Genomic DNA, 25,797 nt, shown 5'->3' with positions numbered 1-25,797 from the left:
CAACAATGACGAAGATGAAGCTCCTCGGCGCAGTCGCGATCGCGACGACCATGGTGACCGGCGCCGCGATGGCGCAAACGGTCGTGGCGAGTCCCGGCGGCTGCGATCCCCAATTTCCCAACGCCAACTGCAGGAATCTCGGTTACTCCGACCCCAGCTATCGCCATCACCGGGTAAGCTACCGACAAACTAATCGCGACTGGAATAACGACTGGAACAGGACCCACACCGGATTCTGGCCGACGGACGTCGCGGGCGATGTGGCCGGCGCCGCAATCGGCACCGCGGGCGCGATCGCAACCGCCCCGTTCCGCGCCATGGATAACAGCTACGCCTACGACAATTCCTGGGACAATCGCGGTTGGGATCACCGCACCTATGCCCAGCGCAACGGTTTCGTCTGCACGCCCGGGACCTGGTTCAAGGGCGATGACGGCCGCCGCCACATCTGCCAGTAAGCCGATCCAGAAGCGAGCGACGCCAAACAGGCGGCCTCCAGGGCCGCCTGTTTCATGCCCGCAGGAAGCGGGCGGGTTCTGGCACTTTCCGATGAAGTCTGGTATTGCGACGCCCGGGCGGGCAGCCCGGCGCAGGCCGGCCCCTGCCCGCTTCCTCAAGGCGTCGCCGGCTTAGCTCAGCGGTAGAGCAGCGGTTTTGTAAACCGAAGGTCGGGGGTTCAATCCCCTCAGCCGGCACCAGCACCCGATCGCGCATTGCTCAGCTTGATGCCTTCGGCAGGCTGCCCTGTTGCAGATGCTCGACATCAAGACCCGTAATCTCCACCCAGGCGTGTTTCGACCGCTCGAACACCGATTTGATCGGCGCCGGAAAATTCGGGTCCGCGATCGCACCGACGGCAACGCCGATCATCCCTGGGAGCTTGTCGGGCGCCCAACAAACCGTCGAGCCGCAATCAGGGCAAAAATAGCAGCGGACCCTGCCGCCGCTCTCGCCGAAGCGAACATACTCCTTCGGCGTCCCCGAGATCGTGACGGCTTCGAGTGGATAGAAGGCACCAACGCCGAATGGCGCGCCGGTCCGGCGCTGGCATGCGAGACAATGACAGGCCGCGACCACGTTGGGCGGCCCCGGTAGCGACAGCGCAATGGCGCCACAACTGCATCTGGCATCGATCATCGAGCATGCTCCTTACGTCGGGCGCTTTGGTGTCCGGGCGTGTGTGTGAGGAGGAGGTCGAGAGTGTCGTCGGACAACGCGTGACAGGCGTGCTGGTCCTGCCGCCTCCCTCGTCACGACGGTGAAACTATCGGGGGAAGGCTCTCGTCAAGATTTCGTCGCTAGGGCAATATAGACGCGATGCATCACATCGGACAACGTTTCTCCTGCGAACCCCAGATGATCAGCCGACGCGCGGCTCTGGCCGCTTTCGCTGCACTTTTGTCTCCAGCCACCGCACGCGGCGCGCCGGGCGAGCAGTTCGAGGTCACAAGCGGCCAGGACAGCTTGCTGGTGTCGCGCTATGCAGCGACCGCCGATGGAAAGCGTCCCGCCGTAATCGCATTGCACGGCGCCCGCGGCATTGAGCTCAGGGCCCGCGCCTATGAGCGATATGCCGATGCGCTGGCGGCGCGAGGCATCGACACTTACTTTCTGCGCTACATGACGCCGGCCGATATGGCTGCATTGATATCCACCTCCCATGCGAGCCGTGAGGCCTATGAGAGGACGCGGTTTGACGGCTGGGCCGACACGGTCGCCGCCACCGTGACGGCGGTGCTCGCCCGATCCGACAGTTCGGGACGCATCGGCCTGCTCGGCTTTTCGCTGGGCAGCTACATCGCCGCTGAGGCCGCCGTGCGCGACACCCGGGTCGCAGCCCTCGCGGTGCTCTATGGCGGCATGCCCCAGGACATGACCACCAAGATCAGCCATATGCCGCCGCTGATCGCGCTGCACGGCGAAGCGGACAAGAACGTCCCAATCGAGGAAGGTCGGCAACTCGTCGCGCTCGGGAAGTCAGCCGGCGCCGAGACCGAATTCGTGCCGTATCCCGGCAAGGCCCACGGCTTCGATTTCGCCGACACCGACCCGGCGACGGCGGATGCGATCGGTCGGGTCACGCGGTTCTTCCAAGCCAAACTCGCTGCCTGAATCGATCGGCTCAAGCCGGCTTCTGCCACTCCATGATGTGAAAATACGGCACGCGACGATGACTTGCGATCCTCGCGGGATCGCCTGCCGTGGGCTGTGGTTCGACGAACAGGCGCAACTGGAGGCCCTGATCGAGCAGCAGGGTCATATAGGTGCTGAGTGGACGGTGCCAGTTCTGGACACGGATGCCGCTCCAGCTGACCCAGATCGGCCGCTCGTCCATGTAGTGATCGATCGAAAAGCGTGCGACGCCTTCACCGTCGCGCGTCCAGCCGTCGGGCTGGCCTGCGGTATTGAAGCTCGTCAGGTTGGCGATCAGCAATGTGCCGCCCGGCCGCAGCGCCGCCGCCATCTTTGCGATCGCGGCCGCGAGATCGGGCATGTCGATCAGGCTGAGATAGCTGACGACGAGATCGAAATTCGCATCGACCTCCATGGTCTCGGCACGGCCGAGCCGGTAATCGCCATTCGGGTCGAGCTCTTTGGCGCGCATGAGCAGTGCATCGGTCGGATCAATACCGGTGGTGCGGATGCCTGCGCGCTGCATGATACGGCAAAAGCGGCCCTCGCCGCAGCCGACGTCCAACGCACGGAGGAAGCCGCGCCCCTCGACGCGCGCGCGCATCGGCGCATCAAGCACGCAGCGGCGGCCATAGTCACCATTCTCGCCTTGCTCGACGATCCAGGCGGACGCAGAGGCGCTCCAGCCGTCGCTGACATCCTCGCTCATCGCACTACCCTCGGGAGTTGGCCGCCCGCATCGCGGGACGGCTACTGACCACAGATTGGATCAGAGTACAACATGAGGTAGCATGCGCTGCTGCCGCAACAGGATCTGCGGCGTCCCGGCGGCGCGAGGCCGCCGGACTTTGGACATCGAGCGGGCTCAGGCCGCGCGCACGGTCCGCAGGAATTTGCCGACTTCGTCCTTCAGCCGGGTGCTGTCCGTCGCCAGCATCTTCGCGGTCGACAGCACCTGCGAGGACGCCGATCCGGTCTCGGTCGCACCGCGCTGGACGTCCGTAATGTTGGTCGAGACCTGCTGGGTGCCGTGCGCGGCCTGCTGCACGTTGCGCGAGATTTCCTGGGTCGCGGCGCCCTGCTCCTCGACGGCTGCGGCAATGGTCGAGGACACCTCCGACAGCCGCTCGATGGTGGCGGAGATGTCGCGGATCGCCGTCACCGATTCCTGGGTGGCGTTCTGGATGCCGGAGATCTGCTGGCTGATCTCGCCGGTCGCCTTTGCGGTCTGCTCGGCCAGCGTCTTCACCTCGGAGGCGACGACGGCAAAGCCGCGGCCGGCCTCACCGGCGCGCGCCGCCTCGATGGTGGCATTCAGGGCGAGCAGATTGGTTTGGCCCGCAATGGTGTTGATCAGCTCAACGACGTCGCCGATCCGCGTCGCCGCAATCGAGAGCTCGCTGACGCGGTCGGTGGTGGCGCGGGCCTGGTTGACGGCCTCGCTCGCCATTCGCGCGGATTCCTGGACCTGCCGGCTGATCTCGTTGACCGAGGACGACAATTCCTCCGTGGCGGTCGCAACCGACTGGACGTTGCTGGTGGCCTCGCCCGAGGCGACCACGACCACGGAGGTCAGCTCCTGGGCGCGCTGCGCGGTGCTGGCAAGCGTTGAGGACGACGCCTCGAGCTCGGTGGAGGCAGATCCGACAGTATCGATGATCTCGCCGACCGCGCGCTCGAAGCCATCGGCGAGGTTGACCATGTCGCGGCGGCGCTGCTCGGCGGCCTGCTTCTCGGCTTCCACCTGCGCCGCCTTGAGCCGCTCGACCTCGAGCGCGTTGGTCTTGAACACCTCGACCGTCTTGGCCATCTCGCCGATCTCGTCGCGGCGGTCCTTCTCAGGCACTTCGGTCTTCAGGTCATTGCGCGCCAGGCCCTCCATGGCGAGCTTGAGCCGTGCAATCGGACGGGACATCGCCACGAGACCGATGAAGAGCGCGATCGCGATGCCGATGATCAGGCCGCCGGCGCTGACGCTCAATACGGTCCAGATCGCGGATTTGGCCTCGCCCTCGATGGCTTCCTTGCGCTGGGTCACGGCCTTGGCCGTGTGCGTGAACTTGGCAACGCGTTCAAGGGCCGCATCGATCAGCGGGTCACACTCCTTGTGAGCACGATCAGCCGCCTTGGCATTGTCCTCCGGGCTGGTTGCAGCCGCGCCGGCCCGCAGCACCGGATCGCAGCCTGCAAAGACGCCCTTCAACTGCTCGCCGACGCTCCTCGTTTCGGCCGCGCGCGCCGGCTCGTCCTGCTCCGCAGCGGTCAGATATTGGCCGATTTCATTGCGGTTCTGGTCCGCGATTCTGAGGCGATTGGCGTTGCCGGCCTCGGTCGACTCGGTGAACACGGCATAGAGCGCGGCGTGATAGGTCTCGATGCGGCGCTGGGCGCGTATGAGGTTGAGGGAAGCAGACTGCATCGCTGTGACTTCGCTGAAGCCGTCGACCGTCGCCGACAGTTCGCGAATGGCAAACGCGGCAACCGCAAGCAGGGCAACGCCCATCACCGTCACAATCAGCGCAACTTTCATTACGATCTTCAAATTATTCAGAATGCTCATCGCAGCCGCCTTCAAACACTTGGTTCCAGCACTGGAACTCCCATTGCGCGATTGGAACCGAAGAAAATTAACATTTGATAGAAAATGTCGTGAATGCCGTTAGGGGAAAATACCCAATGGGGCACGTCAGTAAGCCTGGCGTAAGCTTGAGCCTACTTTCAAGGCGCTCCGGCATCCGCAAACGGCAATTCGCGCCCGCGCTAGCGATCCCGGGAGACCTCGTGGCCGTCATCGGTCCGGGCTTGAGCGCGCACCAGATCCTCGACGAAGGCGATCACCCGCGCCCGCTTCTCCGGCGGGAGTGACAGAAAGGCGCGCACGAGCCGCAGGCCCTGCGCTTCGTTTGACGGGTCGGCCGTGGTGTCCATCGGTGCAATGTCAGACGTCCGGGAAAAATATGCAACCCCCCTGGCGCGCACCGTGCTTGATTCGCGGCCCCGGCTTTGGTGAAATAGTGCCAACAGGGTGGTGGATCATGAAGTGGATCAGGGAGCGCGACGCACTGATCGCGCAAACACTGGCCTTCGTCCAATCGGTGTCCGGCAAGAAGGACGATCTCCGTCAGCGGGATGACGCTCCGGCTGCGCCGGTCCTGGCGGCGAAGTTCGTCTCCGTCGAGCCGGCCACCGCCACGGTCCAGCCGCAAGAGGCCGAAGCAGCGCCGCAGCCCTATCCTGTACCTCCGCCCCGGCTCGGTGGCGATTTCCGCAGCGAGATGCAGGCACGTATCGCCAGCTTCAGACAGCATCAGGAGCGCTTCGAGCGCGAGCGGGAGGAATATTGTGCGGCGACCCTAAGCAGGGTCCGCGCCGCGATCAACGACCCTTCTCTCCGTCCGGAAGCCGACAAGTGAGGCTGCCGCCTCGCGGCCCAAAGAGCTTAGAGCCAAGACCTTAGAGCCAAGACCTTAGAGCCAAGACCTTAGAGCCAAGACCTTACAGCCAAGACCTTACAGCCAAGACCTTACAGCCAAGACCAAACCAGCCAGAGATTGGCCGCGCAGGCGCTGAATAGTCCCAGCGTCAGTGGCAGGAGCATGTGCCCGCAGCAGGTTTTCAGGTCGGTCGTCATGGGCGGAAACATCCGCTGATTCCGCCAAATGAGTCCCAAAGTTTCTTTTTCTCCGGATTCAGGACTCGTTAAGGACTCAGGGCCCGGCTGAAACTGAACCGCATCACCGGCCCCATCACGGCCCCGTGATCGAACCGGAACCGCTCGACCCATGAAGCCGTTAACGCGCTTTCCGGAGCGGAGATCATGCCCTACGCCCTGTTCTGCAATGACAGCCAGATCAGCAAAGCCTATCCGGATGAATGCGACGTCTGGAAGCTCGCGCAACGCAGCGGCCTGGTCGTGGACATCGGCACCGACGATGAGCGGCCGGGTCCGCGAAGGGTGCTCGACAACGACTACGAGATCAAATCCTGCCGGGTCGCCCAAGGCGAGGACCCCGCCCAGAACAAGGCGGACGCTGACCGGGAATCCGGCATGGAGCTTCAGCTCAATTCGTAAGGTCTGGCAGAGGCGCGATCGCCAGAGAGGCCTGCTCACCCGCGATCGCGACACAGGCCTTGCGGCGGTGCAGCCCGCGGATCGCCCCGGTCACCTTCAGCACCTTGCCGGGCGCACAGGAGGCGTCCTTCACGAAGGCGACCTCGTAAGGTGCCAACATCAGCGGCTCGGATTTGAGGATTGTTTGGGCAGAACACGGCACGGCGATCAAGCATGAGACCACCAACACCGACGCCAACATACGCATGTTCGTTGTCCCACCAGCCGGCAATTCAGTAATAACGCTTTCCAGAGCGCGAGTTCCGTAAGCCGCAAAAATTATTTTTGCTTTACTCGATCCCCGTGACACCAGTGAGAAAGCGCGTGCCGGACTGTTTGCTTGCAAATGACGCGCCAGATGGTTCACATAATCCAAACAACCCGGCCAAACGAAAGGCCGGCGGGAAGCCGGCCTTTCTCAAATCGTTGTCGTGCTCGTCCGGTCGGCTCAGTAGCGCGAGGCCGCCGGACCACCCCAGCCGAAACGGTAGTTCACACCGACCTTGACGGTATGCTCGTCGTCCCGACCGCGGACGCCGACGATGTCGGCCGGACCCGACGTGAAGGTGGTGCTGCCGAAATTATAATACTGGTATTCGGCCTTGGCCGACCAGTTCGGCGCGAACATGTATTCGAGGCCGGCGCCGACGGTGTAGCCGTCCTTGCTGTTGCCGGTGGCGGTGAAGGTCTGCGGGACGCCGGCGATATTGACGCCGAGGCCGCCATTGCGCCAGGCGTAGCCGCCCTTGGCGTAGAGCAGCGTCGGACCCCAGGTGTAGCCGATGCGGCCGGTCACCGAGCCGAGCTGGTCGGTGTTGGAGGTCACCTGCGTGCCCAGCGGGAACGTGACACCGTTGTTGTTGGTCGGCAGCCAGGAATACTGGGCCTCGATACCCAGGACCCAATTGGGCGCGAACTGATAATCGAAGCCGCCCTGCACGCCGCCCATGAAGCGGGCGTCGCTGGATCGGAAGGTGGTGTCGCCGGCGAAGGCGCCGCCGACATGGCCGCCGATGTAGAAGCCGGTCCAGTTGTAGATCACCTGCGGCGGCGTGTAGGCCGGAGCCTTGGTGTAGGTGCGCGGCTGCATGTCGGCTGCGGCCGCCGGTCCGGCCAGCGCGAGCAGAGCTGCTGCACCGAGCAAAATCGTCTTCATGGCTATCCCCGTTCTTTCATTTACGACACTCGGGAAACAACGTGGCTTGAATTGGGTTGCTTCGCGGCGATGCCGGAACGTTGATCGTTCGTGACTGTGACGGAGCGGCAACATCGCGATTTTGTTCCGTCACGCCCCCACCGCAGACAGATATTTTCGTCCGCGCGGGTCTTGCCGTAACAATTCGTCGCGAGGCAAAAGCGGCCCGTTCAAAGCTCGCCAAAATGTGATGCAGCGGCTCCGGCGGCTGCTGTTCTAGCACCACCCGATGAAGGTGGGCTTTGCACTATCGCGTCATCTTTTCCAGTTCCGGAAAGGGCGCGTAAACCGCACCGGCGCAGAGCTCGCTTGCGCGCTCGATGACACGATCGGCCCGGCCATTGACGTAGATGATGGCGCGCTCGCGCATCGTCTTGTAGCTGCCGTCGGTCTCGCGGGGCGTGAAGTGCAGGCAGCTGACATAGAACTGCCGGCCACCGACTTCCCGCAGCACCGGATCGGCCATGCTGGCGTCGCGCACACCGACGGGATTGTTGAGATAGCTGCGCATCAGGGCCAGCGCATCGCCACGAAAATTGTCGGGAAACGGCTGAGGCCCTCCAGCCTGGGTCCCCTCCATCAGGGACGGTCGGTCGCCATCACTGCCGAAACAGGCGGTGAGCGCCAAAGGCAGCACCAGGATCGCCGCGCGTTTCGCCAATCGCCCCAAGAATCAAACTCTCCGGCCACCCGCTTCAGAATATGTTCTAGCCTCGAGGTTGCGCAAAGGGAATTCGCTTCCGCCAGCCTGCAGACAGCGCACCGGCCCGCCGCCAGCTCCTCGCGCTTTCGCGCCAGGCATGACGAACGGGCCGGGCCTGAACTCCAGGCGAGACGACGGGGCAATGCCAGGGATGCCGTCTCGCCAGGACCAGTGGTTAGCTGCGCTTCTCGGTGGTCACCGGCTTGGTGAGACCCGACTGCGTCTTCAGCGACTTCTTGACTGACAGATGCTTGTGGTGATGGCGATGCGTCCGCACCATCTTGTGCTCGTCGGGCGTAACGGCGGCGTTCGCGTTCATCGCCTTGGTCTTGGTATCGAGCTTGGCATCAGCCTTCACATCGGCCTTTGCACCCGACTTGATGTCGGCGGTCTTCGCGTCGGGCTTGACGGCTGTGGTCGAGACCTTGCTCTGGGTCTGGTCCGCCTTGATCACCGGCGCTGTCGTCGTGGTCTTGCCGGCTTCAGCGGCGAAGGCCGGGGCTGCGATGACGGAAGCTGCGAGCAAGGCTGCGGAAATGGTCTTCAACATGGTGGTCTCCTCTTGAAGGATCTTGAGGCGGCGCCCTCTCGCCAACTCTTCGATCATGGAGGAGAGCCTAGATGGCGCGTGCTGAACCCGCTCTGAAGCGCACGGCCAGCTTCCGTTCATCTGGATGACAAGTTTGTTATCTTTGCCGGGAATTCGGCCGGGGGACGGCCGGGAATGTTTTTGCCGGCCGGGTGTTCCGGTCTTTGGGCAATCGTGTAGGATCGCCACGTTCCATACGGGAGAACTTTTATGCGCAAACTCTCAACGCTTCTTGTGCCGGGACTTGTCGCCATGAGCTTGGCGGCCGGGCCGGCCCTGACCAGCGCCTATGCCGCGGGGAGTGACGAGCCCTCCTCGCCACCGAAGTCGGACACCTCGACCAAGAAGGGCAAGAAGAAGAGCTCCTCCGTCAACGATCCCAAATTCCTGGCGGCTTATCGCACCGCCTACACCACGATCTACGACAAGAACGACTATGCCAGCGCGATCGGCCAGCTGAAGTCGCTCAACCGCGACGACGTCGCTGACGTTGCCAACCTGATCGGCTACTCGTATCGCAAGCTCGGCGACTACCAGTCGTCGAAGATCTATTACGAGATCGCGCTGAAGGACGATCCGAACCACGTTCGCACCTGGCAGTATTACGGCCTCTGGCAGCTCGAGCAGGGCAACCGCGAGCAGGCGCAGTACCACCTGAACAAGATCGCCTCGCTCGCCGGCACCGACAGCTCCGAGTATCGCTCGCTCGCCGCTGCGCTCGACAAGCCGACCGGCGCGACGCTGGTCTACTGAGACAACCGGATCTTGGCATGGCGCCAACGGGCACAACCTTAACGGTTGTGCCCGTTCTGCTTTCTCGGCTAGCCTTGCTCACCGATCCCCCTCGCCAACCGGTAGCGCAATGGACAATTGGCTGCGATCCGCGATCGACTACATCGGCTCCTGGATTGAATTCCAGCAAACCACGTTCGAGCAACCCGGCGTCATGGTCGCATTCGTCCATCGCGGCGAGGTCGTCGCCGAACATGCCTTCGGGCTTGCCAACCTCGACACCGGCGAGAAGCTCACCCCGCGCCACCGCTTCCGCATCGCCTCGCATTCTAAGAGTTTTACGTCAGCCGGCATCATGAAGCTGCGCGAGCAGCGCAAGCTAAGGCTCGACGATTCCGTCGGCCAATATGTCGGCGGCCTGCATCCACGCATCGCCGAGACGACGATTGCGCAAGTGCTCTCGCATAGTGCCGGGCTGACCCGCGACGGCGCCGATTCCGGCCAGTTCGTCGACAGCCGTCCCTATCTCAACGCCGAAGAGCTGCTCGCCGAGTTGAAGCTGCCGACCGCGATCGAGCCGGGCACGCGCTTCAAATATTCCAACCACGGCTTTGGCCTGATGGGCCTCGTCATTGAAGCGATCACGGCGGAGCCCTACGCTGCCTGGATCAAGCGCGAGATCATCGTACCTGCAGGCCTGCGCGAGACAGAGCCGAGCGCCCCGCTTCCCAAGGAGGCATTGTTTGCACGCGGGCATACGCGCAAGCTGCCGATGGGCGAACGCTGCGTGATCCCAGGCGATAATCCTGCCCACGCAATGGCGTCGGCCGCGGGCTTCGTTGCCACGGCGGCGGACACTGCACGGTTCTTCGCACAGCTCGCGCCTAATGCCAGAAAGAGCGTGCTGTCGGTCGCGAGCCGCCGCGAGATGACGCGCAACCATTGGCGCATCCCGCAGAGCTTCGAGGCCTATTACGGTCTCGGCGTCAACGCCGGAAAGACCGACGGCTGGGACTGGTTCGGCCATGGCGGCGGCTTCCAGGGCTACATCTCGCGGACCTGCTCGATTCCCGAATGCGAGCTATCAATCAGCATTTTCAGCAATTCCATCGACGGCGCGGCACCGTTCTGGATGGACGGCGCGATGCAGATCCTGCGCGTGTTCAAGACCCGCGGCGCACCTGACAGCCGCGTCCGCAACTGGACCGGTCGCTGGTGGACGATCTGGGGCGCGACTGATCTCGTGCCCGCGGGAAACCGCGTGCTGGTCGCCAATCCGCAGTTCAACAATCCCTTCATGGATGCCGGCGAAATCGAAGTCACAGGCCGCGACACCGGCAAGCTCGCCTGGGCCGCCGGCTATTCCAGCCATGGCGAACCGGTGCGCCGCGTCCGCGACAAGCGCGGCAAGGTCAGCGATGTCTGGCTTGCCGGCGCCAACATCAAGCCAGCCAGCGTCGTGGCGCGCGAGATGGCGCGCCGCTATCGATCACGCAGGAAACGCCCTACTCCCTGATCAACGCCTCGACCTCGCTGCGAAACGCCTGCCGCGAGCCGTCGCGCGAATAGAACATGTGACCGCCGGGATAGACGACGAACTTCACGCGCGACGTCGCGAACGCCGGCAGTTGGTCGAGCGCTCGCTGGGTGCCGAAATAGGGCGTGGCGAGATCAAATAGCCCGTGAGCGACCAGCACGTTCAGCTTCGTGTCGGTCGCCAGGATCTGGCGCAGCTCCGACAGCGATTGCGGCGGGTTGATGCCGCCGCCGAAATCCCAGTTGTGCTCGACGGAGCCGTTGAGAACCTCATAGGAGCCATCGGGCCGCCAGTTGAGTTTTCGCGTCAGAACATCGACCGCCGCGCTCGTCAGGGGCGCCTGCAACGCATCGCCCGACGGATCGCCGAAGCGCGAGCTACTCGAATCCGGATAGGGATCGAGACCGCGCACCGAAGCATCGTAGCGTCCGGTTACCATGCCGTTCTTGCGGTCGAGTTCGCGGCGGAATTCGCCGACGTCGAAGCGGCCGGCGAGCCTGCGGCTCACCGCCTTGTCGATGCCGGTGAGCTCGGCGACCCTGTCGGCCAGGCGATTGGTCGCATCCCTGTCCGCTTCGCCCTTGACGAGATCGGCTAAAAATTCGCCGCGCGCATAAGCCTCCACATCGGCGAGATCCGCGCGCTTGACCGGTTCCTTGGCTTCGCGCGCCACCGCCACATAGCTCGGCAGTGTCGCGACATATTGCAGGAGGCTCGTCCCCGTGAACTCGCGGAAGTCAAGCAATGGCGACACCAGGATCAATCCCCTGACGCCGACGCCATGCTGAAGCTGCAGCTGGCGCACGACCTTTGGCCCGCGAATGCCGCCATAGCTCTCGCCGGCAACGTATTTCGGCGAGGTCAGCCGGTCGTGCTTCTCAAGCCAGCGGCGGATCACGAGCGCGATTGAATTGACGTCACCATCGACCGAATAGAACCGTTTTCGCGCATCCTCGCCGCTCGCCAGGACGCGGCTGTAACCGGTGCCGACGGGATCGATGAAAACGAGGTCGGTGAAGTCGAGCCAGGTCTCCGCGTTCGGCTTCACCTCAGGCGACGCCGATGGCGCCAGCCCCTCGCCATCCAGCGGCAGCCGCCACGGCCCGACAGCGCCGAACTGAAGCCACGCCGACGAGGCGCCGGGCCCGCCGTTGAACAGGAACGTCACCGGGCGCGTGCCGCGATCGGCGCCTTCGAGTTCGTAAGACGTGGTGGCGATGTCGGCCAGCGGATCGCCCTTGTCGTCGAACACCCGGATTGAGCCAGCGGTCGCGGCGAAGTTGAGCGTTCGACCGGGCAGATTGAGGGTCTGCTTGGTCGTCGAATCCCCGGGGAGACGACGATCGGAAGCCGAAACCTGCGTCGCATTCTGTCCGCTGCCGGCGCGCCCGCCCTTTTGTCCCGCGTTCGCCGCCGCCTCGCTGTGCGACTGCGGCGGATCGTCGGCGCGCGCTGGGCCTGCGAGCGCGAAAAGCGACAGCGCCAGCACCAGTCTCGTCCGGCGCAGCAAAGACAACCTCATGGCCATGCCTGTTCTCCCTTGCCCCGCTCGCGGCGCGTCAGCCGCCGATTTAGCCGCCAATTACGACGGTTTGGGGGATCGAAGGCCCTGGACGGGCGTCCCGTGTCCTTGGGCCCGGCTTTTGTCCTGAACCATGCCGCCTCCACGACATCAGTGTTTGCTTTGTCGGGCCGTGATCCTCGACAATGCAGGCCAAGGTCGTATAGACGACCTCGGCGGAATTTTCTCGAGCCTGCGACACCTGCTGGAAGCCATGACCAAGCCATCGCGATACGACCGGATCGCCTTCGTCGCCAGCCCGGGCAGCGAAGCACAGGCCGCCTTCGGCCAGCTCACCAAGCAATATGGCAATTGCGCCCCGAACGAAGCCGACGTCGTGGTGGCGCTCGGCGGGGACGGATTGATGCTGCAGACGCTGCACCAGCACATGCATACGGGAAAGCCGATCTACGGCATGCACCGCGGCACGGTCGGCTTCCTCATGAACGAATACTCGACGGTCGACCTGCGCGCCCGGCTCGAAGCTGCGCATGAATCCGAGATCAATCCGCTGCTGATGCGCGCGACCGACGTCGAAGGTCGCGTTCATCTGCATCATGCCATCAACGAGGTCGCGCTGTTCCGGCAGACCTACCAGGCGGCGCGCCTGCGTATCCTGATCGACGAGCGCGAACGCATGGCCGAGCTGATCGCCGACGGCATCATGGTGGCGACGCCGGCCGGCTCGACAGCGTACAATCTGTCTGCGCAGGGCCCGATCTTGCCGATCAACGCCGCATTGCTGGCGCTGACGCCGATCAGCGCTTTCCGCCCGCGGCGCTGGCGCGGCGCGCTGCTGCCCAACACGGCCTACGTCGTGATCGAGGTGCTGGAAGGCGACAAGCGCCCGGTGGCCGCGGTCGCCGACCACGACGAGGTGCGCGATGTCCGCCGCGTCGAGGTGCTTGCCGACCGGACGATTGCGATGCGGATGCTGTTCGATCCAGGCCACAGCCTGGAAGAGCGAATCCTGCGCGAGCAATTCGGCGCCTGAACCGTCGGCCGGCACCTTGCCGAAGGCCCGGTGCAACGCTTCGTTAACCCTCGGCACGATATGGTTAACGAAGGTTGACCGCTTTGGCCCGGGCGTCATGTTTCGCATCGACTTCAACAAGCTGCGCTTTCTCGTCTGCGACGACAATCCGCACATGCGCCGCATCCTGCGGACGCTGCTGCATTCGTTCGGCGCGCGCGAAGTCTACGAAGCCGAGGACGGGGCCACCGCGCTGGAAATGTACAGCCATTACGTGCCCGACATCGTCATCACCGACTGGGCGATGCCGATCTTCGACGGGCTCGAACTCGCCCAGATGATCCGGCAGCCGGAATCCAAGGGCAACCCCTACGCACCGATCATCATGCTGACGGGTCACTCCGAGAAGCGCCGCGTCACCGTCGCGCGCGATGCCGGTGTCACCGAATTCCTGGCCAAGCCGATCTCGGCCAAGGGCCTCTATCAACGTATCCTCAACGTCGTCGCCAGTCCCCGGCCCTTCATCAAGACCAAGACCTATTTCGGCCCGGACCGGCGCCGCAACACCAACTCCGCGTATATGGGCCCGGAGCGCCGCGTCGGTGAAAAGCACGAGGTGCTGCAGCAGCCCTCTCTGCTCGACAAGGCCCGCTCTTCCATCTAGCGCAACGTCTCCAACGACGAGGCAGGCATCATGGCGAAGAACAGCGCGAAAGACATCGACGTCAGGGCCTTCGCCACGCACCATGTCATCACGCAACCCAACCCGCTGCGTCGAGTTTTGCGCCGGGTCGAAGCGAAAGACATGGACGATCCGGTCGGCCGCGCCGAACAGGCGCTGGCGGGCCTTGCCGGCCAGTTCAAGGACTGGATGGCGACCGAGGTCAACCGGCTCTCGGCAGCCTATGTCGCGATCCGCAACGACGGCTTCACCAAGGCACGGCGCGACGAGCTGTTTCACGCCGCACACGACATCAAGGGCGACGCCGCCACGTTCGGCTTTCCGGCTGCGGCGGGTGTGGCCGAGAGCCTGTGCCGCGTCATCGAGCACGCGCCTGACATCGAGAAGGTGCCTGCCGAGCTGTTCACGCACCACATCACCGCGATCCTCGCCATCGTGCACGAAAACACCAAGCTCGACAGCATCAGCGTCTCCGCCGAGCTCAGCCGTCGCCTGCGCAAGGTCGCCGACGATTACCTCGCCGACGTCAACCGCGACCGCCCCGAGCACCTCGAAGTGATCATGGCGCCGAGCATCGTGCCGACGGAGTAACGACTGCCCTCTCTTGCCGTCATTGCGAGGAGCAATTGCCGCGAAGCAATCCAGAGTCTTTCTGCGGAAAGATTCTGGATTGCTTCGCTGCGCTCGCAATGACGGAGGTTGTAGGTTCGGCTCGAGCTACGCCGCAATCCGATCGTCATACAAGGGATCGATCGCGTCATCCGCGACCAGCTCGTCGCAGAACAGCCTCGCCTCTTCACGCGCGGACTCGGTTGCGAAGCGGCGCAGCAGGACCATCAGCGGCTCGGTCGCGCCGCGATCGGTCTCGCAATGGGTGAGCACGCGCTCGACCATGCGCCGGCGCAGCCGGACCGCCGTATCGTCGGTGTCGACAAAGCCCTGCTCGTGACAGGCATCGAGCGCGACCTGGAATGCTGCGAACGTCGTCTCGGGTAATCCGGCGCGGCGAAGCAGCGCGTGCAGGCTGTTGCCGCCGCGGTCGTGCAGCAGCGCGGAGACACGCGCGAGCGGCAGGTGGGCGAGCTCGGCGAGTGCGGCGTCGAACAGGTCGAGATTGCTCGACAGCAACGCGCGCAGGATCAAGCCTGCGGTGAGCTGGCCGGTGATACGCAGATGTTTGACGAGGTCCTGCATATCGTCGCCGCGTGAGCGCGCCGCGATATTGATGGTGGAGCGGTCGCGCGCCTCTGATGTCATGCGCTCGGCACGGTCGGCGCTCAGCCAGTTCCGCGCCACGACGAACTGCGCCAGCGTCTCGGAGAGCTTTGCCACCAGCGCGGCACGCGTGGCGGCCGGAATGTCGTCCAGCACCAGCATCGCCTCGCGGATGGCCGCCAGATGGCCATGGCGCTCGACGATGCGATTCCAGGAGAACGGTGCGAGCTCGGCGTTGGGATTTTCGATCAGCTCCAGCGCGGCGGCCGCGCAGCCGACTTCGGCGATGGCGGCGCAGACCGAGACCGGCAACGCGAAGCGCCGGGCGACCGCACATTGTACGTCGTCGTTACCGGTCGCGACGATGTCGACGAGATCGGCATCGATCAGCAGCGGCGAATGTTCGAGCACGGGCAGCGCCACGGTCGGCTGGTCCGCCGACAACGCCCGCACGATCGAGGCCGGCGCATCGGTGCTGCGCGCAAAAGCCTCGGCCATTGCCTGCCGCACGAGCGGCGAGGGATCGTCGAGCAGCATCAGCAGCGCCCCTTCGGCGGCGACGCGATCGTCGTGGGAAAGGTCAGAGATCAGCCAGGCCCGGGCCAATGCCCGTGTTGCCTCCGCCCGCTCACCTGCTGGCGCGGTCCTGATCCAATGAATGAACTGCCGAACAATCATGGTGCTTCCGGCTTACGCAACGAAAAACGAAGCGGTGACGGCTTGTCACCTGCAATACAAAATAAACCACGACGCTTAACAAAGCGTTCACCATAACTGGCTGGTTTTATTGATGATTTGTTAAGGGCTGGAAGCTGCCGAACGGCGCGGTACGCGCTAGCTCGAGAACGTGCCGCTGCGATCGCTGAAGAGATCGAGCGGTTGCGGCGGGCGCACCTCGGGCGTCGCCGAGGCAACGGACATGAGCGAGGCGTTGTTGCCCCACAGTTTTTGCACCGTCGTCGAGACCGGCTGGGTCGCATCGCCGGGCTGATAGATCGAGCGGAATGCGGGCGCAGCCGGCGTATTGTCTGCGACCGTTGCGGACGATGTCGCGCTCACAGCCGCCACGCCACGTGCATCCGGCAAGGCCTGGAGATAGGCGGCGCTATCCACCGCCGGCGCGGTGGGCTGCACGCCGTTGGCGGCGGCGACCTGCGTTGTCGACGGCGTATCGCCATACATCGCCATGGCGCTGCGCGTGGCCTTCCCATTGGCAGCGCTGACGTAGCGCGCATTCAGCACCGAATAGACTTCGGAGACGCTGCGCGCGCGGCCATCCCTGGCGTAGAAGATCGACCGGTTGGAGGACGCGGCGTTGGGAAACAGCCGCGCACCGACAGCCTGCGGATTGTCCTCCGCGTTGGCGATCAGCTTCGCCGCACCGGCGACGCCCATGAAATGCGCCATGTAGAGTTCGCTGTCGGACGGCCTGCGGCCGAGCAGACCGGTGAGCTTGAAGCTGTTGGACTGCGTCAGCGCCGCGGCCATGCTGGATGCGGCGTCGGGATCATCACGCAGCTTCATGATCGATCGCCTCATGAAGGGATCGTCGACGGTGTAACCACCTGACGGCGTCCTGGTGATCGCGTCGGAATAGTTGCCATAACCGAGCTGGGTGCCTGCCTCTTTCACCGTGCCGAGCCAGGTCTGGTCGATGAACTGATAAAGGCCGTGGGCGGACGAGGTGGTGGCGCTGGCCGAGGGATCGAAATCCGATTCCATCTTGGCGGTGGTCAGCATGTATTCGAAGCTGACGCCGGTCTGGCTCGAGGCCTGCTTGATCGCGCCGGCAACACGCCGCGCACCTTCGGTTGCGGCCGTCTGCGAGGCACTGGAATTGTCGACCGACATGATGGCGTGACCGGCCCGCGCGGCGTATGAGCGGCGCCGGCAATTCGGACGCCTGATGGTCCCACCGTGGGACAGTTATGGTTAATGCGGGGTTAACTCGACGACCGCCGTCATTTCGGGGGCTCGCCGCAGATGCGAACTATTTCTTGTAGACCGCGGTCGGATCGAACAGCCTGTCCGCATCGACGAAGACGAGCTTCGACCCGCCGCCCTCCGCCTCGACCTTGCGATAGAAACAGGACCGGCGGCCGGTGTGGCAGGCCGCGCCGATCTGCTCGACGCGAATCCAGACCGCGTCCTGGTCGCAATCGGTGCGTATCTCGACAACGCGCTGGGTCTGACCCGAGGTCTCACCTTTTCGCCACAAGGCGTTGCGTGAGCGGCTGAAGTACCAGGCTTCGCCGGTTGCAATGGTCTTGCGGAGCGCCTCGTCGTTCATGTGGGCGACCATGAGCACGTCCCCGGTGACGACGTCGGTCGCCACACAGGTCACGAGGCCGCCGGAATCGAACTTTGGAAGGAAGGTGAGGCCTTCCTCGATCTCATGGGAGTGGGCGGGCACCACAAATCTCGCCGGTTGTTCGCGAGGTCAGCGCGGCATGCCTCGCACCATGGACAGGAAACGGGCCTGCTCCGCGGGATTGTCGCGGAACATGCCGGTGTAGCGGCTGGTGAAGGTCGAGGCGCCGTGCTTGGCGACGCCGCGTACCGACATGCAGGTATGCTCGGCCTCGATCAGCACGGCAACGCCGCGCGGCTTCAGGATCTCGTCGATCGCGGCTGCGATCTGCGCCGTCAGATGCTCCTGGGTCTGGAGCCGGCGGGCGAAGATGTCGGTCAGGCGCGCCAGCTTCGACAGACCGACAACACGTTCGACCGGCGTGTAGGCGATGTGCGCCTTGCCGTAGAACGGCATCATGTGATGCTCGCATTGCGACGTGAATTCGATGTCGCGGACCAGCACGAAGTCATCATAGCCGGCAGTCTCGCCGAAGGTGCGATCGAGCACCTCGGCCGGGCACTGGTGGTAGCCCTGATAGAGCTCGTCGAAAGCCTCGACCACGCGGCGCGGCGTGTCGAGCAGGCCCTCCCGCCCGGTGTTCTCGCCGATATAAGCGAGCAGCGTCTTCACGGCGGCTTCCGCCTCCGCACGCGCGGGGCGCGGCTGGTCGGCCCGGACGGCGGCCGCGAGGAACTCAGACGGATCGAGCTCGGGCGGGCGGCTCTCGGGCTGCCGGTCGGAGGGCTTGCCGGGGCGGATAGATTTGATTGCAGCGTCCATGTCTACTCCGTTCGACGGCCTTACGGCCGGAGTGTCACCGGCAGACGGGGCGGACAACCGCCGGGCGCCTGAAGAGAACAGTGTTTGGCGAAAGGGATCCCCACGCCGGCAGCGCAGATCTGGATCACCCACCGACGCACCGCCGGACTGTTTTTCCGCCAGTTCCGACCTATATAAGACCCTGGACGGCCCTCGCCAAGGCCGATCCGACAGGTAAGTGCTGGGCGCGATCACATGCTGAACGACATCTATAACAAGCGGATCATTGAGCTGGCCGGCAATATTCCGCGCCTGGGACGGTTGGCCGACGCCGATGCCACCGCCACCGCCCACTCCAAGCTGTGCGGTTCGACGGTGAAGATCGACCTCAAAATGGAGGGCGACACCGTCACCGATTTCGCACACGACGTAAAGGCCTGCGCGCTCGGCCAGGCCTCTTCATCCATCATGGCAAGTCATGTGGTCGGCTCGACTGCGAGCGAACTCCGTGAGTTACGCGAAACCGTTCGCAAGATGCTGAAGGAGAATGGTGCGCCTCCTCAAGGCAAATGGGAAGACATCAAGTTCCTCGAGCCGGTCCGCGACTACAAGGCGCGCCACGCCTCGACGCTCCTGACCTTCGATGCCGTGGTGGATGCGATCGGTCAGATCGAGGCCAAGCCGAAGCAGCCGGCCCCTGCGCAGGACTAAAGCGAGGCTGAAGCTCTTACTTCTGCGGCGCCGCAGGTGGTGCCGCCACCCCGCCGGTCGGGACCATGGCTTCCGCCGTTTGGGTGGACTTTGCCGGCTGCGGCTCTCCGCCGAACCTCGCCTGCGTCTTCGGCGCAAGCTCGGCAATCGCAGGCGCTGTGACATCCACGTGCGGCAACACGTCAGTCACGAGGTCCGTCGTCACGAGATTGGTCAGCTTCAACTCAGCAGTGTCGAGCTCGTGCAGATCTTCCCACGGCGGCACGTTGAGCGCCAGCGACAACAGGTCTCCCGCTCCGCCCATGTCGAAGGTGTATTTGGCGAGCCGGCCGATATCGCGTTCCACGATCATCAAATCCTGCGCGCTGTAGCTCGCTGCCTTGGCGTCGTCGGCGCGGTCCCCCATCCAGATCTGATGGACGCGGACATGGGCCGCATCAGGCACATAGCGCTTCTTGCCGGCCAGCAGCAGGAACACGCACATGGATTCGCAATAGGCTTCCGAGCCGACCGCGGGACGGGCGCCCTGCCCACTCTTCTGCTGCGTGATGCCGACGGTGGTGAGAAGGCCGAGATTGCGGAAGCGCCGCCCAAGCGTGATCGCGTCGTTGACGGAACCGCCGCTGGAGTCGAGGACAACCGTCGCACCGCCGAGCTGGCGCCCGCGGGCAAAGTCGTCGAAATCCTTCGGCGTATCTGCGGTGATGATGCCCACCGCGCTAACCCAGCCCCGGCAATTGGGCTCGCAGGCAACCCAGCCGAACTTCATCGGCAGCTTGCGCTCTTCGAGCGAGGCGCCGGCGTTGGCCGAGGAACCGAACGTCGCGGCGGCGCTTGCCAGCACGACACCACAGGCGGCGGTTCCAACCAGCAACCAGCCGCGAAGATTGAGCGACTTCAGAAGTTTCAAAATGATCCCTTCCCCAAGCCCATTGGCGCGATTATCCCCGCTTCGCGCTCGATGAGTCGATCATACAGGCGTATGTTTTCATGACTGTCCTAAAAATGGTATCCGGGGGAATACAGCTCGTCCACAGAGACTTGCTGCACTGCTCCCAAAAAGCATGCAAAATATGGCGCGAAAACAACAGCTTGCTGTTCCCTGCGCCGGAACCGTGCAGCACCTCGCACAGGATCTCGGCACAGCGCCTATGAAGCACTCAACCTGCGAGCAATGTTCCGCTCATCTGGCCGACGCACTGCGACTGCCGCGCAGATTCGGTCGCGCGTTGATCTGGCTTTACCGGCACACGCTGTCACCGCTGGTCGGCTACAATTGCCGCCATCTGCCAACGTGCTCTGTGTATGGCGATGAGGCGATCGAACGGTTCGGACTTTGGGCCGGCGGCTGGATGACGCTCGCGCGCCTGTTGCGCTGCAACCCGTTCGGCACCTCGGGCATCGACAACGTGCCACTTGCCGCACCGCAGGGCGCGCGCTGGTACCTTCCGTGGCGCTATGCGCGCTGGCGCGGCGTCGACGCCGACTAGGGTTGCTGCGGTGCTTTGCGCATCGCTGCCCCGAGCGGAACAGGAACTCCGCTCCTCGCGTTGTTGTGATGCTCCCGCGGGAGGAAACAACAATGCGCTGGAAAATCAGCCCTCATTTTCACTTCAGGCCTGGTGCACATCTCGGTTTTAATCCGAGAGATCACGATCCCAGGACGATCGACATGCTCGCGATCATAGCGCTGCTGGTTCTCGTCGTCGGCTCCGGATGGTATCTGGCCTCAAGCCTTGCCACACCGCCAAGCACGACGGCGTTCATCGTGCCGAGCCAGAGCGTGCACTGGTAGCTAAATTAGCGGAACCAGAAGAAACGTCCGGGCGGCGGCGGGATCGGCTCGGGCGGACGCAGTCGCCTGGGCCGGGCGGGCCTGGGCGCCGGTTCGGTGGACGAGGCCGTCTCCGCAGGAGGTGCTTCACTCCCCGGAATTTTCACCGACAGCAGCAGATTCGACTCGTGCATTCGCCAGCGATAACCGACGCCGAAATCGATTGGCTGAGCGCGCGTGAACAGTTCGGCATAACGATCCTGATAGCGACCAGGGAATTCGTTGATCGGTCCCAGATAGCGGCCGAACGGGAAGAAACGCCATTGCCGCGAATTGTAATTGGCGAGCGGAATGCCGGAATCGTCCTGGATGATGGTCGCACTGTTGGCGAGCAGCCAGTCGCGGGCAACGCTGAAATTGCCCGCGTGCAGGAGATACGACGCGCTCTTGAGCAGGCTGTTGCCCGGCCCGAGCGTGTCGCAGAATTTCAGGAAGCCGGCGGCACGCGCGCCGGAATTGGAAAGATCGGTCGAGAAATAATACAGCGTTCGCGACTCGCCGTCGGGACCTGCGAAGGTGATGCGGACGCCCCGCGTGGCGTTCGGCCCCGGATTGTCGTTGCCGGTATGCACCCCGCCCTTGTCATCGAGCGCGACCATCTCGACATTGCGGATCGTTTTGCCGGAGCGCGCCAGGAAGACGTAGAGGATCGGCAAGGTGCCGTTGACCTGGTTGCTGTGCAGGTCGACCTTCATCTGCTTGGTGATGAAGAAGGAGAAACTCAGGATCGAGCCGAGCGAACGCTCGACATTGTAGAGCGCGGCGTCAACCGAGCCGCGCGACAGCTTCGTCAGATCGGGTACCGCGCCAACCGGCTCCAGCGCACCGAGCACGTAGGTACTGGCCTTGGAATAGAAGGCATTGGCGTAAAGGAAATCCGGGCCGCTGAAAAAATAGAACATGGTCGGCCGCGGCGCGGCCAGATTGACGTCCGACCAGCTCCGGATCTTCGATAGCTGCCGCTGCTCGAGCTGGGCGAAGGCGCCGTCGAAGAATTTTGCGTGATGCTGCCAGGCCGGATCCCTGGTGAGCGCCACCAGCGGCGAGTCCGCCGAAGGCTGCATGCCTGCGAGGATGCGCGCGGTATCGTCGAAAGTAACCTCGGCCGCGCGCACGGACGAGATGGCCGCAGCCATAAGGGCGAGACCGACGGCCGCAATTCTCATGGGTCGAAGCATGTCTATTCGCGATGGTGTGACGTGGCAGCGGCGACCGGCCGCCTGCGGAAAACAGCATAAATGAACAGGCCCGCGAGCATGACGAGCATCCCCGACAGCGACTGCACGGGCCGCTCGGTCAACAGGTAGTACATCATGGAAGCGGTCACGAGCAGGAAAATGAGCGGTGTGAACGGGTATCCCCAGGCGCGATACGGCCTTGGCAAATCGGGATCGGTGATGCGCAGCTTGATGACACCCGCCACCGTGAAGAACGAGCAGAACAGCAGCGCGAACTGGATGAAGTCGAGCACCGCCTCGAAGCTGCGCGTGAACAGCAGGAGATTGGCGACCGCAAGCTGAAACAGGATGGCGTAAGCCGGCGCGCCGCTCACCGACCGCTTCGAGAACACGCCCAGCGCCGGGATGTCCTCCCCCATCGTCATCATCACGCGCGGGCCGATCCACATCATCGCACTGATCGAGGAAATCAGCCCGACACAGATCATCGCACCGACGATCCGGCCGCCGAGAGGTCCGAAGATGGCGCTGCCGGCGACGCTCGCGACATCGAGCTGGCCGGCCAGCGCGCTGATCGGCGTCGAATAGAGGAACACCGCGTTGAGCGCGACATACAGCACCAGCACGATCAGCGTGCCCGCGAGCAACGCGCGCGGCAGGCTCTGCTGCGGCGTGTTCATTTCGCCGATGATGTAGGTCGCGGCATTCCAGCCCGAGAACGAGTACATCACGAAGACGAGCCCGATCGCGAACGGCGCACTCACGACATGGGCGAGATCGCCCGCTTGCGGCGCAAACGAGATCGGCTGCGGCGTGCCGATGACGAAGCCGGCTGCGAGGAAAGCGACGATCAGCACGACCTTGAGGATGGTCGAGATCAACTGAAAGGTCGACGATTGCCTGACGCCGGTCAACTGCACGATCGAGACCAGCCACACCACGCCAATCGCGAGCGGGATCGGCGGCAGATCGGGAATGACCGACTTGGCGTATTCGCCGAAGGCCATGGCGGCCAGCGCCACCGGCGCCGCGAAGCCGACCGTCGCCGAGACCCATCCGGCGAGAAAGCCGAAAGCGGGATGATAGGCGCGGCCGAGGAAGTTGTATTCCCCGCTCGAGCGGGGAAACATCGCCCCCAACTCGCTGTAGGAGAACACGCCGCACAGCGCGACAATGCCGCCCACGGTCCACAACGCCACGATCGGGAAGCCCGAGGGAATGTCCTTGACCTGGAAGCCAAGGCTCGTGAACACGCCGACACCGATCATGTCGGCAACGACGATCGCGGTCGCGACCAGAACGGAAACCCCGGAACCGCCTCCGGTCAGCCGCCCGCTCCAGGGCGCGGTTCCCGCATCTGATGCCGTCATCGGGGTCCTCGAGCCTCAGGCGTCGCGCCTCGTGCAGATTGGTCCAGTCAATTCAAGCAGGGTTAACAAGGGTTAAATGAGGCGATCCAAGATAGGTAATTGGTCACCTTCGATGCCGCTTTGCAGACGATAAACCCGTGGTCTTCAGCGGAAATGCGTCCGGCCTCCCCACAATCGCGACACGATTGCGTGGTCTTTTTGATCGCTCCGGATGTGGGGAAGTTTCTCCGGACACTTAACGTTGCCTAAACGCGGGTCGGTTCAATTGTCTTAATAATTGCCGATGGTTCGTGGCTTGGGTCATGCTTGGGGTCATGGGTGGATGGTCGGGGCCGTTCCGAAAGTGAAAGCAGACATGCGTGCTGACCGGACCAGGACGTCCGGCGTGCGCCGTCGTGCACTTCGGATCGCCCTGATCTCAGGCTTGGTGCCGTTGTCGCTCACGCTGGTTCAATGTGGCCAGTCGCCCAATCCAGCTGCGCTGGCGGCGAGTTCGCAAGCCAATGTCCAGGTGGTTGCGAAGACAAGTCCGCAAGTCTCCAACCAACACGTCGCAAGCGACGACACGTTCGACGATCGCTTTCCTGCCTCGCAGTTCAGGGAGCGCTTCCCTTCGACGAGCGAGAGTTTCCTGCAACGGCAGATGTCGGACTTCTCGCCCAAGCGCGCCGTGCAGCAGCAGCCCCCGGAACAGGCGCCCTACAAGGTCGCCTCGCTTGCGCCGCAGGTCCCTTACCAGCGTCCGTCGCGCCAGGACCTCACAACGCTTGTCAGCATGAAATCGTCGGCCTTCCCTTATTTCGGCAACAACCCCGCCTCCGACGCGCCCTTCCTCAACATCTCCAGGGGGGACCGCCGCGGGCACCGCAGCTATTCCGGGCGCGTCTTCTGGCAGGACGAGACCTACAATGACAGCCGCGTGCTGGTGCACGTCCCCGAACATTTCGACGTGCGCAAGCCTGGCGTGATCGTGGTGTTCTTCCACGGCAATGGCGCGACGCTCGAGCGCGACGTGCGCGACCGGCAGCTGGTGCCGCAGCAGATCACCGCATCAGGCGCCAACGCCGTGCTGCTCGCGCCGCAGATGGCCGTCGATGCCGCCGATTCCAGCGCCGGAAAGTTCTGGCAGCCTGGCGGCCTCAAGCGCTTCATAGATGAATCGGCCAATCACCTCGCGCAGCTGACCGGCGATCCCAACAGCGCGCGTGCCTTCGCCACCATGCCGATCGTGATCGTGGGCTATAGCGGCGGCTTCCTGCCGACCGCATGGAGCCTCGAGGTCGGCGGCATCAGCGATCGCGTCCGCGGCGTCGTGCTGCTCGATGCGGTCTACGGCGAAATGGACAAGTTCGCATCCTGGATCGAGAGCCACCGCTCTGGCTTCTTCGTCAGCTCCTATACCCACTACACCGCGCGGCGCGACCACGAGCTGATGAGCACGCTCAGGCAGAAGGGCATCGGCGTTTCCGAGGACATGGATGCACCGCTGCGCCCCGGCAGCGTCGTGTTCGTCGAGACCGGCGACGGCATCACCCACCGTGACTACGTCAATCGCGCCTGGACGCAATATCCGCTCAAGGACGTGCTGGTGAAGATGTCGGCAACGCCGGCACTCGCACTGACGCGCGTCGCAGCCACCGCATCACCGACATCGAGCCGCTAGCTGAGCGCCAACGACCGGCCACTCAGCTCTCACTTCCAACTCTTGGGCGGTCGAGCCGTTTCAGCTCTTGGGCAGTTTCGGAATGCTCTCGGCAAAGCCGTTGAAGCAGGCCAGCCGCTCGTCCTCTTCCTTGAGGAAGCGGCAGTCGGAGACACCTTTGGCCTTCGGCGGCTTGGGCTTCGGCGTCGGCGGAAGCACCGCGTCATAGCAATTGAGACGGTCCTTGGTGCCGTCGTCGGTATCAAGGCAGGCCTGGAGGCGCAGCGCGATCGACTGCGGCTTGCCTTTTGGCGCAGCGACAGCCGGTTTGGCTGCTGCTTCCTTGGTGCCGGCCTTGGTCCCTTTGGGCTTGACCTGCACCAGCGGCTTGTCCCCCACCATCGGTGGCGTGTCGGTTTGCGCAAATGCGGAGGCTGAATAGAGCACCGCGGCAACCGCCAGAATCATCCTCATTTCAGTCAACTCTCTTTGGTCCCCATCTCTGGCCTTCTAGCGCTC

Annotated in this window: 30 protein-coding genes and 1 tRNA gene; 14 read left to right on the top strand and 17 right to left on the bottom strand. The window is 63.9% G+C overall.

Features of this window, described 5'->3' with window-relative positions; all coding sequences use genetic code 11:
• Positions 1-5 precede the first annotated feature (5 nt).
• Both ACVWZ4_RS25815 and ACVWZ4_RS25810 read left to right on the top strand, forming a co-directional pair.
• Positions 6-458 carry a hypothetical protein gene (locus ACVWZ4_RS25815; RefSeq protein WP_456741467.1) on the top strand — a complete coding sequence of 151 codons (453 nt, stop codon included), beginning with the start codon at positions 6-8 and terminating at the stop codon, positions 456-458.
• Between the two features lie 165 nt (positions 459-623).
• Positions 624-698, top strand: a tRNA-Thr gene (locus ACVWZ4_RS25810).
• 19 nt (positions 699-717) lie between these two features.
• On the opposite strand, the gene ACVWZ4_RS25805 is transcribed toward ACVWZ4_RS25810, so the two are convergent.
• Complete coding sequence (locus tag ACVWZ4_RS25805; RefSeq protein ID WP_456704235.1) at positions 718-1,137, bottom strand: GFA family protein; 420 nt, start codon at positions 1,135-1,137, stop codon at positions 718-720.
• A gap of 219 nt (positions 1,138-1,356) precedes the next feature.
• Between ACVWZ4_RS25805 and ACVWZ4_RS25800 the strand changes: the two genes are divergently transcribed.
• On the top strand, positions 1,357-2,112 hold the full coding sequence (locus ACVWZ4_RS25800) for a dienelactone hydrolase family protein (protein ID WP_456763691.1): 756 nt from the start codon (positions 1,357-1,359) through the stop codon (positions 2,110-2,112).
• Between the two features lie 10 nt (positions 2,113-2,122).
• Here the strand turns inward: ACVWZ4_RS25800 and ACVWZ4_RS25795 are convergent, their stop codons facing one another.
• The 3 genes from ACVWZ4_RS25795 to ACVWZ4_RS25785 all read right to left on the bottom strand — a co-directional run bounded on the left by ACVWZ4_RS25795 (position 2,123) and on the right by ACVWZ4_RS25785 (position 5,061).
• Positions 2,123-2,842 carry a class I SAM-dependent methyltransferase gene (locus tag ACVWZ4_RS25795; protein WP_456741465.1) on the bottom strand — a complete coding sequence of 240 codons (720 nt, stop codon included), beginning with the start codon at positions 2,840-2,842 and terminating at the stop codon, positions 2,123-2,125.
• Between the two features lie 156 nt (positions 2,843-2,998).
• Complete coding sequence (locus ACVWZ4_RS25790) at positions 2,999-4,693, bottom strand: methyl-accepting chemotaxis protein (protein WP_456704238.1); 1,695 nt, start codon at positions 4,691-4,693, stop codon at positions 2,999-3,001.
• A gap of 200 nt (positions 4,694-4,893) precedes the next feature.
• Positions 4,894-5,061, bottom strand: a complete 168-nt coding sequence (locus tag ACVWZ4_RS25785) for a hypothetical protein (RefSeq protein WP_456704239.1) — start codon at positions 5,059-5,061, stop codon at positions 4,894-4,896.
• 107 nt (positions 5,062-5,168) lie between these two features.
• On the opposite strand from ACVWZ4_RS25785, the gene ACVWZ4_RS25780 reads away from it, so the two are divergent.
• Positions 5,169-5,546, top strand: coding sequence for a hypothetical protein (locus ACVWZ4_RS25780; RefSeq protein ID WP_456741464.1), 378 nt, complete (start codon positions 5,169-5,171; stop codon positions 5,544-5,546).
• Positions 5,547-5,950: 404 nt separating this feature from the next.
• A complete protein-coding gene (locus ACVWZ4_RS25775) occupies positions 5,951-6,205 on the top strand; it encodes a hypothetical protein (protein ID WP_456741463.1) in 255 nt (84 codons plus the stop codon).
• On the opposite strand, the gene ACVWZ4_RS25770 is transcribed toward ACVWZ4_RS25775, so the two are convergent.
• From ACVWZ4_RS25770 to ACVWZ4_RS25755, 4 genes are all read right to left on the bottom strand, one after another.
• On the bottom strand, positions 6,195-6,452 hold the full coding sequence (locus ACVWZ4_RS25770) for a hypothetical protein (RefSeq protein WP_456742267.1): 258 nt from the start codon (positions 6,450-6,452) through the stop codon (positions 6,195-6,197). The two genes, ACVWZ4_RS25775 and ACVWZ4_RS25770, sit on opposite strands and share 11 nt — an antisense overlap.
• Positions 6,453-6,692: 240 nt before the next feature.
• Positions 6,693-7,400, bottom strand: a complete 708-nt coding sequence (locus ACVWZ4_RS25765) for an outer membrane protein (protein WP_456704243.1) — start codon at positions 7,398-7,400, stop codon at positions 6,693-6,695.
• A gap of 286 nt (positions 7,401-7,686) precedes the next feature.
• Positions 7,687-8,109, bottom strand: a complete 423-nt coding sequence (locus tag ACVWZ4_RS25760) for a hypothetical protein (RefSeq protein WP_456704244.1) — start codon at positions 8,107-8,109, stop codon at positions 7,687-7,689.
• Between the two features lie 208 nt (positions 8,110-8,317).
• Positions 8,318-8,692: a His-rich protein BRANT gene (locus ACVWZ4_RS25755; RefSeq protein WP_456704245.1), complete on the bottom strand. Its 375-nt coding sequence runs from the start codon at positions 8,690-8,692 to the stop codon at positions 8,318-8,320.
• Positions 8,693-8,941: 249 nt separating this feature from the next.
• Here ACVWZ4_RS25755 and ACVWZ4_RS25750 point away from each other — a divergent pair, with 249 nt between their 5' ends.
• Both ACVWZ4_RS25750 and ACVWZ4_RS25745 read left to right on the top strand, forming a co-directional pair.
• The gene (locus ACVWZ4_RS25750; RefSeq protein WP_456704246.1) at positions 8,942-9,484 is read left to right on the top strand and encodes a tetratricopeptide repeat protein; all 543 of its coding nucleotides are present in this window, start codon (positions 8,942-8,944) and stop codon (positions 9,482-9,484) included.
• Between the two features lie 109 nt (positions 9,485-9,593).
• A complete protein-coding gene (locus tag ACVWZ4_RS25745; RefSeq protein WP_456704247.1) occupies positions 9,594-10,979 on the top strand; it encodes a serine hydrolase domain-containing protein in 1,386 nt (461 codons plus the stop codon).
• Here the strand turns inward: ACVWZ4_RS25745 and ACVWZ4_RS25740 are convergent.
• On the bottom strand, positions 10,969-12,528 hold the full coding sequence (locus ACVWZ4_RS25740) for a S10 family peptidase (protein ID WP_456741462.1): 1,560 nt from the start codon (positions 12,526-12,528) through the stop codon (positions 10,969-10,971). The genes ACVWZ4_RS25745 and ACVWZ4_RS25740 overlap by 11 nt on opposite strands.
• 247 nt (positions 12,529-12,775) lie before the next feature.
• On the opposite strand from ACVWZ4_RS25740, the gene ACVWZ4_RS25735 reads away from it, so the two are divergent.
• The 3 genes from ACVWZ4_RS25735 (at position 12,776) to ACVWZ4_RS25725 (ending at position 14,807) form a co-directional block, all read left to right on the top strand.
• Entirely contained in the window at positions 12,776-13,555 is a 780-nt protein-coding gene (locus ACVWZ4_RS25735; RefSeq protein ID WP_456704249.1) for an NAD kinase, read from the top strand.
• A gap of 97 nt (positions 13,556-13,652) precedes the next feature.
• On the top strand, positions 13,653-14,198 hold the full coding sequence (locus tag ACVWZ4_RS25730; protein ID WP_008133731.1) for a response regulator: 546 nt from the start codon (positions 13,653-13,655) through the stop codon (positions 14,196-14,198).
• A 30-nt stretch (positions 14,199-14,228) separates the two neighbouring features.
• Entirely contained in the window at positions 14,229-14,807 is a 579-nt protein-coding gene (locus tag ACVWZ4_RS25725) for an Hpt domain-containing protein (protein ID WP_456704250.1), read from the top strand.
• Between the two features lie 126 nt (positions 14,808-14,933).
• Here the strand turns inward: ACVWZ4_RS25725 and ACVWZ4_RS25720 are convergent, their stop codons facing one another.
• The 4 genes from ACVWZ4_RS25720 to folE all read right to left on the bottom strand — a co-directional run bounded on the left by ACVWZ4_RS25720 (position 14,934) and on the right by folE (position 18,564).
• Positions 14,934-16,109, bottom strand: a complete 1,176-nt coding sequence (locus ACVWZ4_RS25720; RefSeq protein WP_456704251.1) for a DUF2336 domain-containing protein — start codon at positions 16,107-16,109, stop codon at positions 14,934-14,936.
• A gap of 156 nt (positions 16,110-16,265) precedes the next feature.
• Positions 16,266-17,282: a lytic transglycosylase domain-containing protein gene (locus ACVWZ4_RS25715; protein WP_456704252.1), complete on the bottom strand. Its 1,017-nt coding sequence runs from the start codon at positions 17,280-17,282 to the stop codon at positions 16,266-16,268.
• 139 nt (positions 17,283-17,421) lie between these two features.
• Positions 17,422-17,844 carry a phosphoribosyl-AMP cyclohydrolase gene (gene hisI / locus ACVWZ4_RS25710; RefSeq protein ID WP_456704253.1) on the bottom strand — a complete coding sequence of 141 codons (423 nt, stop codon included), beginning with the start codon at positions 17,842-17,844 and terminating at the stop codon, positions 17,422-17,424.
• A gap of 27 nt (positions 17,845-17,871) precedes the next feature.
• Entirely contained in the window at positions 17,872-18,564 is a 693-nt protein-coding gene (gene folE, locus ACVWZ4_RS25705) for a GTP cyclohydrolase I FolE (protein ID WP_456704254.1), read from the bottom strand.
• A gap of 234 nt (positions 18,565-18,798) precedes the next feature.
• Here folE and ACVWZ4_RS25700 point away from each other — a divergent pair, with 234 nt between their 5' ends.
• Positions 18,799-19,254: an iron-sulfur cluster assembly scaffold protein gene (locus tag ACVWZ4_RS25700; RefSeq protein ID WP_456704255.1), complete on the top strand. Its 456-nt coding sequence runs from the start codon at positions 18,799-18,801 to the stop codon at positions 19,252-19,254.
• A gap of 16 nt (positions 19,255-19,270) precedes the next feature.
• Here the strand turns inward: ACVWZ4_RS25700 and ACVWZ4_RS25695 are convergent, their stop codons facing one another.
• Complete coding sequence (locus tag ACVWZ4_RS25695; protein ID WP_456741461.1) at positions 19,271-20,164, bottom strand: hypothetical protein; 894 nt, start codon at positions 20,162-20,164, stop codon at positions 19,271-19,273.
• 241 nt (positions 20,165-20,405) lie between these two features.
• Here ACVWZ4_RS25695 and yidD point away from each other — a divergent pair, with 241 nt between their 5' ends.
• Together yidD and ACVWZ4_RS25685 are read left to right on the top strand one after the other, a co-directional pair.
• Entirely contained in the window at positions 20,406-20,744 is a 339-nt protein-coding gene (yidD, locus tag ACVWZ4_RS25690) for a membrane protein insertion efficiency factor YidD (protein WP_456735520.1), read from the top strand.
• Positions 20,745-20,836: 92 nt separating this feature from the next.
• The gene (locus ACVWZ4_RS25685) at positions 20,837-21,049 is read left to right on the top strand and encodes a hypothetical protein (protein WP_456704258.1); all 213 of its coding nucleotides are present in this window, start codon (positions 20,837-20,839) and stop codon (positions 21,047-21,049) included.
• A 5-nt stretch (positions 21,050-21,054) separates the two neighbouring features.
• Here the strand turns inward: ACVWZ4_RS25685 and ACVWZ4_RS25680 are convergent, their stop codons facing one another.
• Both ACVWZ4_RS25680 and ACVWZ4_RS25675 read right to left on the bottom strand, forming a co-directional pair.
• The gene (locus ACVWZ4_RS25680; protein WP_456738624.1) at positions 21,055-22,266 is read right to left on the bottom strand and encodes a hypothetical protein; all 1,212 of its coding nucleotides are present in this window, start codon (positions 22,264-22,266) and stop codon (positions 21,055-21,057) included.
• Between the two features lie 2 nt (positions 22,267-22,268).
• Positions 22,269-23,636: an APC family permease gene (locus tag ACVWZ4_RS25675; RefSeq protein WP_456704260.1), complete on the bottom strand. Its 1,368-nt coding sequence runs from the start codon at positions 23,634-23,636 to the stop codon at positions 22,269-22,271.
• Between the two features lie 355 nt (positions 23,637-23,991).
• Between ACVWZ4_RS25675 and ACVWZ4_RS25670 the strand changes: the two genes are divergently transcribed.
• Complete coding sequence (locus ACVWZ4_RS25670) at positions 23,992-25,299, top strand: alpha/beta hydrolase (RefSeq protein WP_456741460.1); 1,308 nt, start codon at positions 23,992-23,994, stop codon at positions 25,297-25,299.
• Positions 25,300-25,359: 60 nt separating this feature from the next.
• Here ACVWZ4_RS25670 and ACVWZ4_RS25665 read toward each other — a convergent pair whose 3' ends face one another.
• Entirely contained in the window at positions 25,360-25,752 is a 393-nt protein-coding gene (locus tag ACVWZ4_RS25665) for a hypothetical protein (RefSeq protein ID WP_456704262.1), read from the bottom strand.
• Positions 25,753-25,797 lie beyond the last annotated feature (45 nt).

It is taken from the genome of Bradyrhizobium sp. USDA 4472 (assembly GCF_054058595.1).
The sequence above is the reverse complement of the archived record's forward strand: the minus strand, read 5'-3'. Positions and strand labels throughout refer to the sequence as shown.